Here is a 12,329-nt window from a genome sequence, read left to right as displayed (position 1 = left end):
TGTTGTGTTGTCGATTGTTTCGGAGAAGACGGGTTATCCGGTGGACATGCTCGGGTTGGGCATGGAGATGGAGGCTGAGCTCGGGATCGATTCGATCAAGCAGGTCGAGATTTTGGCGGCGTTGCAGGCGAAGTTCCCGGGCGCGCCGGAGATCCCGGCCTCAGAGCTGGCCAACCTGCGCACCCTGCAGGACGTCGTCGACACCGTCTCCGGATTCGCTTCAGGTGACCGCACCGAACAGCCCACCGCGGCACCGCAGGCTACTGCGTCGTCGTCCGCTCCGGTCGGGCTGTCCTGCACCGAGGCCGAGCTGCGCGCCGCGCCGCCCACCGGTCTCGCGATGGCGGGCCTGCGCGACGGCGTCGTCTTCATCACCCGTGAGGACCCTGCCTTCGCCGATGCCCTGCAGACCGCACTGACGGCTCGCGGCATCAACGCCAGCGCTGTCGACGAGGTACCCGCCGAGGCAGGCGCCGTCATCAGCTTGGCCGCCCTGTCGGCGGCTCGCACGCCCGAAGACTGTGTTGCGATGCACCTGCGCGCATTCCACGCTGCACGCAGCGTCGCCAGGAGCAACGCTGCGACAAGGCTTTTCGTCGCCGTACAGTCGACGGGTGCTCGGTTCGTCGCTGCCGACGTACCGGTCGGAGTCGCGAGCCTGGTGAAGACCGCAGGCTGGGAATGGCCGAACGCCTCCGTGCGGGCCATTGACATGGAAAGCCTGGACGCCGAGCGACTGGCTGCCGAACTGCTCGAGGGTGGTAGCGGTATCGAGGTCGCGCTGCGCGCCGACGGCACCCGATTGGTGGCAGTCGACGACATCGAATCGTCGGTCGGCGAAGGTGAGACGATCAGCGTCACCACGGGCGGCGTTGTGCTGGTCACCGGTGGCGCTCGTGGTGTGACGGCGGATTCGGCACTGGCGCTGGCCAAACGCCACGGCCTGCGGCTCGCGCTGCTCGGCCGCACGCCCCTGCGGGATGTGAGCGCCGACGAACCGGCTGGTACCACGGCCGCCGAGATCGCCACCGCACTGGCGACATCGGCGCGGGCCCGCGGTGAACAGCTCAGCCTGCCGCAGGCACGCGCCCAAGCCGAAAGCCTGCTGGCCGAGCGGGAAGTCCGCGCCACCCTGTCGACCGCGGAGCGGCAGGGCACACCCGCACGCTACTTCGCGGCCAGCATCACCGACCGCGCCGCACTGGACACCGTGTTGAACGAGGTCCGGGCGAACTTCGGACCGATTGTCGGTGTCGTCCATGGCGCCGGTGTGCTCGCCGACAAGCGTCTGGAAGACCTCGACGACGACGGCTTCCTCAAGGTGTTCAACACGAAACTTGTTGGTGCGGAGGCACTCCTGGATGCAACGTCATCCGACGAGCTGCGCTTCATCTCGTTGTTCTCCTCGATTGCGGCGCGAGCAGGCAATCCCGGACAGGCGGCGTACGCGTCCGCCAACGCGGCGCTGGAGGCCATCGCGGCCCGCGAGTCCGCACGGCGCAACGGCGAATGCGTCGTCCGCGCATTCGGCTGGGGACCGTGGGACGGCGGAATGGTCGACGCGACACTGAAGAGCCGATTCCTCGCCGGCGGTGTGGGTGTCATCCCCATCGATGAAGGAGCACAGTTCTTCGCCGACCACGCGCTGTGCCGTTCGTCGGCCACCGCGGTCGTGGTTGCCGCCCCCGCCGAGCCCCGGCTGCGGGCCGCACACCTGGAGTGGGATATCTCGGCCGAAGACCTGCCGGTGCTGACCGATCACCAGGTCCGTGGCCGGGTGGTGGTGCCGGTGGTGATCGCGCTCGATGCGATTCTGCGCGCCGCTCGCGGCCTGGTCGCCGATACCTGCCCAGTGGTCCGTGATTTCCAGGTGCTCTCCGGCGTGACCTTCGCCGAAGGCGAGAAGCAGACACTCAGAATCGATTTCGAACCCATCGGCTCGGAGTACGCGGTGTCCGTCAGTGATGTGCAGGGCCGGGCCCGTTACCGCGCCACCGTCGATACCGCAGCCATCGCGGCACCGCAATTGTCGGTTCCGCCGGTGTCGGGATCGGCCTGGCCGGTCAGCGTCGAGGAGGCGTACGCCGGACCCCTGTTCCACGGGCCGCAGTTCGCGGTGATCGAGCGTCTCGACACGTTCGGCGCTGCCGGCGGAAGTGCCGACCTCAAGAGCCTCGACACTCTCGGCTGGCCGCAGAACGGCTGGGCGATCGACGCCGCCGGCGTCGACGGCGGCCTGCAGCTCGGCATTGTGTGGGCCGCTTCTCAGGGGCGCCCGCTGGTGCTGCCGATCCGTATCGCGCGTGTCGTTCTGCACCGGGCGTTCGGCGACGGCAGTATCGGCCGCTGCCGGTTGGCCGCACACCCGGTCAACGACAAGCGGGTCGACTTCGACATCGCGTACGAAACCTCCGACGGTGCGCTCATCGCAACGCTCGAAGGTGTCGAGTTCTACGCCGCGGGCGGCGCCGCGGACACTCCGGCGTGAGCGGTTTCGAACCCGTCGCGATCGTCGGACGCAGTTGTGCGCTGCCCGGCGCAGCGACACCGGAGGAGCTGTTCGACGCGTCGCTGAGCGGACGTTGTCTGTTGACCCCCACCCCGCGTGACCGGTGGCGAGGCGTGGACCCGGGAAAGCTGCTGGCCAGCGACAAACCGGGTCTGCGTGTCGCGTCGGCGACCGGAGGCTATGTCGCCACCTCGTTCGATCTGAGCCAGTTCGCCGCGCGGATACCGGATTTGGACCAGCTCGATCCGATCGTCGGGTGGCTCGCTCAGTGCGCTCAGCAGGCCCTGGGCAGTCCGCTCGCGGCTCCCCGCACCGGCTTGATCGTCGGCAATCTGTCGTATCCCAGCACCATGGGCACGGCGTTCGTCGAGGCCTTCTGGACGGGGGAGGGCAACGACGATCCGCGCAACCGGTTCTCGTCGGGGCTGCCCGTGCACCTCGTCGCCGGCGCGATGGAGATGAACGGTCCGGTGTTCGCACTCGACGCGGCCTGCGCATCGTCGCTCTACGCCATCAAACTCGCCTGCGACGCTCTGCACGACGGCGATGCCGACGTGATGCTTGCCGGCGGTGTCAACGGATCGGACGACCTGTTCCTGCACCTGGGCTTCACCTCGCTGCAGGCGCTCAGCCCGACAGGACAGTCCCGCCCGTTCCACGCGGAAGCCGACGGCCTGGTGCCGTCCCAAGGCGCCGCCCTGGTGGCGCTCAAGCGCCTCTCCGATGCGGAGCGCGCCGGGGACGACATCCTCGGGGTGATCCTGGGTGTCGGGCTCTCGAACGACGGCCGCCAGAGCGGCTTCCTGGCACCGGCGGTGGGCGGTCAGACCCGTGCCATGCTGTCCGCGCTGGAGCAGGCGGGGCTGACGCCGGCCGACATCGACTATGTGGACTGTCACGCCACCGGCACCCCGCTGGGCGATGCCACCGAGTTGCAGAGCATCGCGGCCGCTTATGGTGACGTTCCGCTGAAACTGGGTGCGCTGAAAGGCAACCTGGGCCACACCATCACGGTGTCCGGCGCGGCAAGCCTGGTCAATGTGCTCTCCGCCATGCAGGCGTCGACCATTCCGCCCACCGTGTGTGAGAAGCCGACCGACAAGCTCGGCGATACGCCGTTCACCTTGGTGACCACCCCCACGGCGTGGGACGGCCCGGTCAAACGCGCGGCGGTCAGCAACTTCGGGTTCGGCGGCAACAACGCGCACCTGATCGTCGAGAACTACCGCGGGCCAAGGCCTTCGGTGAACCGGCAACAGCCGCCGACCGACGAGATCGTGATCTGCGGACTCGGTGTGGTCACCGGCGACGCGCGCGATGCCGAGGCATTCCGTCGCCGGGTGTTCGGCCCGGAGGCGCAGCCCACCCCGCTCGACAGCGTGGCGCTCGAGCTTGCCGGACTCGGTTTCCCGCCCAACGAACTCGCGGGCAGCCTCAGTCAGCAGACCGTGATGCTGGCGGCGTCCGGGCAGGCGCTCGACGGTGTCATCACCGATCCGGAGCGAACCGGGGTGTTCGTCGGCATGGGCTGCGATGCCATGATCGCGCGGCAACGGTTGCGGGTGCTCAACGCCGACAACGAACGGTGGCTGGAGGCCAACGCACAGGCGGCCCCCAGGCTGACCGCCGACGGCGTGGTGGGAACCATGCCGAACATTCCCGCCAACCGCATCCATGCGCAGCGCGATTTCCGCGGATTCGGATTCACTGTGTCCACCGAGGAACTGTCCGCGATCACCGCGCTGCAGATCGGCATTCGCGCGCTGCGACATCGTGAACTCGACACCGTCGTGGCCGGTGCGGTGGACATGTGCTGTGAACCGGCGCATTCGCAGGCGGCCGATGCGCTCGACGCCGACACGAGCGTGGGACACGGTGACGCCGCGGTGGCCTTCGTGCTCAAGCGGCGTGCGGACGCCGAAGCGGCCGGTGACGAGATCATCGCCGTCATCGACACCGACGACGAACCGATCGAAACCGACCCGAACTTCGCGGCCGGCCGGATCGGCCGCACCCATGCCGCGAGCGCTGCTGTGGAGATCGCGGCCCGCGCCGAGGCAGTCCGGGCCCGGGTGCGGGTGGACCAGGCCGGGGCTCAACCGGCGCCGGGCGGAACCTCGGCGGCGGTGTGGGTGGAGGCGCTGGGCGGCCACGCCGACGGCATCACCGTGTCTGCCGGAGATGGTGCGCCCAAGCCGCTGGCTGTTGGCGTTGTTCCGGTTTCGCAACGCTATGCCGGCGACAGCCGGGCCGACCTGCTGGCGCGGATGCAGCGTGGCGAACCGGGTGGAGCCGGGCCGGTCCGGTGTTCACTGGTAGGGGACAGCGAGTCCACGGTGGACACGCTGCGGCAGCAGGCCGTCCAGCGCCTGGAACGCGGCGAGGCTCCGGCGATCCCCGGCATCGCATACGCCGAGAAACCGATGGCCGGCGAACTGGCATTCACGTTCACCGGCGCGGCCGCGGCGTACCCGGGTGCCGGGCGCGATCTGCTGTTCGCGTGGCCCGAGATCGGTGATGCACTCACCGAACGGCTCTCCGGCGTCGGTGATCTGGCGCGCGCGCTGCACGGAGCCGGGATCACGACGCTGGATCCGCGCACCCAGCTGACCGGCTGCGCTCTGGTCTGCCAGTCGCAGGCCGAGTTCTCCCGGACCGTACTGGGACTCAAACCGACTGCCGCGATCGGACTTTCGTCGGGTGAAACCAACTCGCTGTTGGCCTTCGGGGTCTGGCGTGATCTGGAACCGATGCTGGGCGAGATCGAGGCGTCGGGCATGTACGGCGACGAACTGACCGGTGACTGCCGCGTCGCGGCTGCCGACTGGGGACTCGGAGATCAGCCTGCCCCGTGGGAATGTTGGCGGATCACCGCGCCCCGCAGCGAGGTAGACGCGGCCCTGGCCGCCGAACCGCACGCCTACATGACCATCGTGCAAGCACCCGACGATTGCGTCATCGGTGGGGATCCCGCGGCATGCCGCCGGGTGATCGACGCGCTCGCCGGCGCCACCGCGATCCCGCTGGGGCTGGACATGGTGATTCATTGCGAGGCCATGGCGCCGTTCGCCGATACCTGGCGCAACATTCACACCCGGGACACGCACGAGGTTCCCGATATCCGCTTCTACACGAACGCGGTCAACCGGGCCTACGTCCCCACCCGTGAGGCGGCCGCCGAGGCGATCACCCGTCAGGCCCTCGAGCCGATCGACTTCCCCGCAACGATTCTGCAAGCGTGGGAGGACGGCGTCCGGATCTTCGTCGAGCACGGCCCGCGCAGCATCCTGACCGGTGCCGTGGGCAAGATCCTCGGCGATCGGCCGCATCTGGCTGTCGCGCTGGACCCTCAGGAACGGCGCGGGTTGCGCGCCCTGGCCGAGAGCGTGTCCAAGCTGTGGGTGCACGGACTGCCCGTCGACATCGAGGCGTTCGAGGCGCGTATCCGGCAACTGCGCGAACAGCGGGGGCCGGCAGCGTCGGAGGGAACTCGCACGCTGACGTTCCCCGCGCACTGGCCGGACATCGTCTCGGTTCCCGAAACGCCCAAGACTGTTTCGCCCCCAGCACCACCCAGGACTGTCTCGACGCCGGCGGCGTCCAGAAACGGAAGTACACCCATGTCTGATGTGCGAAGTGTTCAAGTCATGCCGCCCGCGCCTGCGCAGCTCGCGCCGCTGGTGGTAGCGCAGGACCTCGCAGTGCACACCGTCACGGAGACAAGCACTGTCGTGGCCCGGCCGGTTGCTCCGGCCGCGCCCACGGCTGGCGCGCTCAGCGATCAGACGACGACGGCGCTGAATCTGGTCGCCTCGGTCAGCGACGCGCACACCGCCTTCCTGGAGCGACAGGCAGAAGCCCACTCGTCGTTCCTGAAGTCGCGCGGCGATCTTCTCGCGCTGGTGTCGGGACGGCGGGGATCGATTTCCACGGTCGCGACGAGCGCGCCCGCGGTCTTCACACCCGCGCCGACACCCGCTCCCGCGGCGAGCGCACCGGTGATGCCTTCGCCGCCCGCACCGCCTCCGCCGCCGCCGGCACCCCCGGCGCCGGCACCCCCGGCGCCGCCGGTCACCGTGACGCCGACCGCACCGCCCCCACCGCCTGCGCCTGCGCCTGCGCCGACTGCGCCTGCGCCGAGCACGCGTCCGGCGGCGGCCACGGAGCCGCTGTGGACGCGTGCTCAGCTGGAAATCCTTGCCGGCGGCAAGGTCTCGGAGGTCATGGGGCCGAAGTTCGTCGAGTACGACCAGTACGAACGGCTGGTGCGGATGCCGGAGCCGCCGCTGCTGCTGGCGGATCGGGTGATGAGCATCGAGGGTGAGCCCGGAACGATGGGCACCGGCACAATCGTCACCGAGACCGACGTCGACCCGGACGCCTGGTACATCCACAACGGCCGCATGTCGCCGGGTGTGGTGATCGAGAGCGGGCAAGCGGACCTGCTGCTCGCCTCCTGGCTCGGTGCGGATTTCACCAACCGCAGCGAACGCGTCTACCGCCTGCTCGGCTGCGACCTGACGTTCATGGGCGAACTGCCCAAGGGCGGCGACACGCTGCACTACGAGATCCACATCGACGGTCACGCGAAAACCGGTGATACTCGGTTGTTCTTCTTCCACTACGACTGCTACATCGGTGACCGGCTGATGATCTCGGTGCGCAACGGGCAGGCCGGATTCTTCTCCGACGCCGAGCTCGCCGAGTCGGACGGGGTGTTGTGGGATGCCGCCGACGACGCGCCGCGCGCGGGTGCGATCCGGGATGAGCCGCCGGTGGTCACCCAGAAGCGTTCGTTCACCCGCGAGGATGTCGAGGCCTTCACCGAGGGGCATGCCTACCGGTGCTTCGGACCCGGCTTCGAACGGGCCGCCGCCCATACCCGCACGCCGTCACTGCCGAAGGGCAAATTGCGGCTGATCGACGAGATCGCCGAATTCGATCCCACCGGCGGACCGTGGGGCCGCGGGTATCTGCGCGCCACCGCCGCCGTGCCCAAGGACATGTGGTTCTACGACGGGCATTTCAAGAACGACCCCTGCATGCCCGGCACGCTGATGGCCGACGCGGCCACCCAGGCGCTGTCGTTCGCGATGGCGGCCTACGGGTTCTCCATCGAACGCGACGGGTGGCGATTCGAGCCCGTCCCGGATGACATGGCCCGCTTCGTCTGTCGTGGACAGGTGACCCCGGACGCCGACCACATGCTCGACTACGAGGTGTTCATCGAAGAGATCATCGACGGTCCGACGCCGACGGTCTTCGCCGCGCTGCTCTGCCGCAGTGACGGTTTCAAGGTGTTCCACGCCCGTCGCTTCGGGATGCGTCTGGTCCCGGACTGGCCGATGCCGCCGGGCGCACCCGGGCCGGTGCAGATCCTGGCCGGCACCAACGATGTTCGCGGTGACCAGGGCGCGCTTCTGGCGTGCGGGCGCGGGATGCCCTCGGATGCGTTCGGCGCCCTGTACGCGCCGTTCGACGGAACTCGGCGGGCGCCGCGTCTTCCGGACGAGCCGTACCACTTCATGTCCCGCGTACTCAGCGTGTCCAGTCCGCCGGGGGTGCCGACCAAGGGTGGCACCGTCGTCGCGGAATACGATGTGCCAGAAGGCGAATGGTATTTCGCCGACGCTCATGTCGACGCGGTGCCGATGCCGGTGCTCATCGAAATCCTGCTGCAGCCGTGCGGCTGGTTGTCGTCGTACAACGGATTTGCCGCGAATCGTCTCGACGACGTGGTGTTCCGCAATCTCGACGGTGGCGAGGTCGTCCAGCATCGGCCGGCCCGGGTCGGCACTCTGCGAGTGACCTCGACGCTGGAGCGGTTCGCCGACGGCGCCGGGTCGACGATCGTCTTCTTCGACGTGGTCTGCACCCAGAACGACGACGTCGTCATGACGATGAAGACGGCATTCGGGTTCTTCAGTCCCGAGGCGCTGCGCAACCAAGTCGGTCTGCGAATGAAACCAGGTGTGCTGGAGGCGCTTTCCACCCCGGCTCCGGTCGAACTGTCGTACCGGGCTCCCGAGCTCGACGGCGCACCTTGGCTGGACCAGGGGAGGCTTCAGGTGCTCGACCGGGTGAAGTTCTGGCCCGGCGGGGGAGAAGCAGGTCTGGGCCGGCTGGTCGCCGAGTATGACGTCACCCCGGAGGCGTGGTTCTTCAAGGCCCACTTCTTCCAGGATCCGGTGCAGCCGGGTTCGCTGGGTCTGGAAGCCATGCAGCAGGCGGCCCGCGCGGCGGTCCGGCTGGCCGGGTTGGCCGGCGCGGGTGACGAATTCGAGTTCGAGCCTGTCGCTTTGGACCAAATGTTCAGCTGGAAGTTCCGCGGTCAGGTGACACCGACCAACAAGCGCACCAAGTCCGAGATCGAGATTCTGTCGACCCAGAGCGACGATCGTGGCGTGCTCGCGGTGTTCGACGGCCGGTTCTGGTGTGACGACCTGTGCATCTACGAGACCCGCGGGATGGGCGTTCGCGTCATCCGACGGATGTCATGAAGGGCATCATCCTGGCGGGTGGTTCCGGAACCCGCCTGCACCCGATCACCCTTGGCGTGTCGAAGCAGTTGATCCCGGTGTACGACAAGCCGATGGCGTATTACCCGCTGTCGACGCTGATGTTGGCGGGGATCCGCGACATCCTGGTGATCACCACCCCGCACGATGCGGAGAGTTTCGAACGGCTGCTCGGGGACGGATCCCGGTTCGGCATCTCGCTCACGTTCGCACAGCAGCCGTCCCCGGATGGACTCGCTCAGGCATTCACCATCGGTGCGGACTTCATCGGCAACGACAAGGTCGCCCTGATCCTGGGTGACAACCTGCTGTACGGCCCCGGGCTGGGTACCCAGCTCAAGTGTTTCTCCGACGTCGACGGCGGCCAGATCTTCGCCTACTGGGTGGCCGAGCCCTCGGCCTACGGTGTGGTCGAATTCGATCCCAGCGGAGTGGTGGTGTCGCTGGAGGAGAAACCGAAACAACCTCGAAGCAATTTCGCGGTCCCCGGGTTGTACTTCTACGACAACGACGTCGTAGCGATTGCGCGGGATCTCTCACCGAGTGATCGCGGTGAGTACGAGATCACCGACGTCAACCGGGAGTATTTGGAGCAGGGCCGGTTACGAGTGCAGGTGTTGCCCCGCGGCACGGCGTGGCTGGATACCGGGACCTTCGATCAGATGACCGACGCGGCGGATTTTGTTCGTACGATGGAGCGGCGGACCGGTTTGAAGATCGGCGTTCCAGAGGAAATCGCGTGGCGGCAAGGCTTTCTCTCCGATGACGAACTGCGTGAGCGGGCCGAGATGCTGGTGAAGTCGGGGTACGGCTCGTACCTGTTGGATCTGCTGGAAAGGGGTCTCTAGTGGCGCAGCTTCTGGTCACCGGAGGCGCCGGCTTCATCGGATCCAACTTTGTGCACTACGCCGTCGAGCACACCGACCATCACATCACCGTGCTGGACAAACTCACCTATGCCGGGAATCGGGAGTCGTTGGCCGGCCTGCCCGAGAATCGGGTCAGCTTCGTCCACGGTGATGTCGCCAACACCGAGCTCGTCGACAAGCTGGTGGCAGGGGTCGACAGCGTCGTGCATTACGCCGCGGAAACCCACAACGACAATTCACTGGACGACCCGGAGCCGTTCCTGCACACCAACTTGATCGGGACGTTCACTCTGCTGGAAGCGGTCCGCAAGTACGGCGTGCGGTATCACCACATCTCGACCGATGAGGTGTACGGCGACCTGGCGCTCGACGATCCGGGCCGGTTCACCGAAGCCAGCCCGTACAACCCCTCGTCGCCGTATTCGTCGACCAAGGCCGGCAGCGATCTGTTGGTGCGGGCGTGGATGCGTTCCTACGGTGTGCAGGCGACGATCTCGAACTGCTCCAACAACTATGGCCCGTATCAGCATGTGGAGAAGTTCATTCCCCGTCAGATCACCAACGTGCTGCGGGGGACACGCCCCAAGTTGTACGGGGAGGGGTTGAATGTGCGCGATTGGATCCACGCCGATGATCACTCCTCGGCAGTGTTGCAGATTCTGGAAGACGGCCGGATCGGGGAGACATACCTGATCGGCGCCAATGGCGAGAAGGACAACAAGACCGTCGTCGAGCTGATCCTGACGATCATGGGCCAGCCGGCCGATGCCTACGAGAATGTGCCGGACCGGACGGGTCACGACCTGCGGTACGCCATTGATGCGACCAAGCTGCGCGATGAGCTCGGCTGGCGGCCGCGATATCCTGACTTCGAGCAAGGGCTGGCCGCGACGATCGACTGGTATCGCGACAACGAAAGCTGGTGGGCGCCCGCCAAAGACGCCACCGAGGCTTTCTACGCCAGACTCGGGCAATGACAGGGGAGCGCACGCAATGACGGAGCTTGGAAAGCCACTCCGCGCAACGGAGACGGCGATTCCCGGGTTGGTCATCTGGGACCTGCCTGTTCATGGTGACAATCGCGGCTGGTTCAAAGAGAACTGGCAGCGCGAGAAGATGGTGGCCGCCGGGATGCCCGATTTCGGGCCGGTGCAGAACAACGTCTCGTTCAACTCGTCGGCCGGCACCACCCGTGGCATTCATGCCGAACCGTGGGACAAGTACATCTCGGTTACTACTGGCCGGATCTTCGGCGCGTGGGTCGACCTGCGCGACGGACCGACCTTCGGGACCGTGGTGACCGCTGAGATTGACCCATCGCGCGCCGTCTTCGTCCCGCAAGGCGTCGGTAACGGGTTCCAGACGCTGGAGCCGAACACCGCCTACACCTACCTGGTCAACGATCACTACTCGCCGGACGGTGTCTACACCTCGCTGAACCCCGCGGATGAGACCATCGCAATCGATTGGCCGATCCCGCTGGAGCAGGCCGAGCTGTCCGCCAAGGATCGGGCTCAAGGGCCGCTGTCGGACGTTGTTCCGGTCCAGCCGCGCAAGACGTTGGTGATCGGTTGCAACGGGCAATTGGGCCGCGCACTGCGTGACGCCTACGACGGCCTGTCGCATGTCGAGTACGTCGATCTGCCCGACTTCGATCTCACCAGTGCGGATTTCGCTTCGGCGCGCTCCTGGCGGGATTACGACACGATCGTCAATGCCGCGGCGTACACGGCGGTGGATGCCGCCGAGACCGCCGAGGGACGGGCCGCGGCGTGGGCGGCAAACGTCACCGGCATCGCGAATCTGGCGCGCGTCGCGGCGGCACACCGGCTGACCGTGGTGCACGTATCGACCGACTACGTGTTCGACGGGAGCGCGACGAGGCCCTACCGTGAGGACGATCCGATGACGCCGCTCGGCGTCTACGGCCAGACGAAGGCCGCCGGCGACCAGATCATCGGGACGCTGGACCGGCATTACATCCTGCGCACCTCGTGGGTGATCGGTGACGGACGAAACTTCGTGCGCACCATGCTTTCTCTCGCCGAACGGGGTATCGACCCGTCGGTGGTCGACGACCAGATCGGGCGGTTGACATTCACCTCGGAGCTGGCCCGGGCCATCCGGCATGTGATCGAGACACACGCACCGTACGGGACCTACAACGTGACCGGATCCGGACCTGCCACCTCATGGGCCGACGTGGCGCGGCGCACGTTCGAACTCGCGGGTCACGACCCTTCACGGGTCAGCGGGGTGTCGACGGCGGAGTACTTCAGCACGGCGACGAATCCCGTTGCGCCCCGGCCGCTTCACGGCGTTCTTGATCTGGCGAAGATCGAATCGACGGGGTTCGTGCCCGCCGACGCCGGTGAGAGTCTGGCGAACTACGTGCGGCTGGAGAGCCGGGCCGCGTCGAACGCCGGATAGGCC

Annotated in this window: 5 protein-coding genes; all 5 read left to right on the top strand. The window is 67.3% G+C overall.

Annotated features, from left to right (window positions below; translation table 11 throughout):
• A partial coding sequence (locus tag AB4879_RS04525; RefSeq protein ID WP_370506630.1) for an SDR family NAD(P)-dependent oxidoreductase occupies positions 1-2,488 on the top strand: 2,488 nt, incomplete at its 5' end.
• Complete coding sequence (locus AB4879_RS04520) at positions 2,485-9,009, top strand: beta-ketoacyl synthase N-terminal-like domain-containing protein (protein ID WP_370506629.1); 6,525 nt, start codon at positions 2,485-2,487, stop codon at positions 9,007-9,009. The genes AB4879_RS04525 and AB4879_RS04520, both read left to right, overlap by 4 nt.
• Positions 9,006-9,875, top strand: a complete 870-nt coding sequence (gene rfbA, locus AB4879_RS04515) for a glucose-1-phosphate thymidylyltransferase RfbA (RefSeq protein ID WP_102809661.1) — start codon at positions 9,006-9,008, stop codon at positions 9,873-9,875. The genes AB4879_RS04520 and rfbA overlap by 4 nt, the downstream gene beginning before the upstream one ends.
• Complete coding sequence (gene rfbB / locus AB4879_RS04510) at positions 9,875-10,873, top strand: dTDP-glucose 4,6-dehydratase (protein ID WP_370506628.1); 999 nt, start codon at positions 9,875-9,877, stop codon at positions 10,871-10,873. Before rfbA ends, rfbB begins: the two co-directional genes overlap by 1 nt.
• Positions 10,874-10,889: 16 nt before the next feature.
• Complete coding sequence (locus tag AB4879_RS04505) at positions 10,890-12,326, top strand: sugar nucleotide-binding protein (protein WP_370506627.1); 1,437 nt, start codon at positions 10,890-10,892, stop codon at positions 12,324-12,326.
• Positions 12,327-12,329: the final 3 nt, after the last annotated feature.

This window comes from Mycobacterium sp. SA01, from assembly GCF_041287105.1.
Taxonomy (GTDB): domain Bacteria; phylum Actinomycetota; class Actinomycetes; order Mycobacteriales; family Mycobacteriaceae; genus Mycobacterium.
This window is presented reverse-complemented; position numbering and strand designations above follow the sequence as displayed.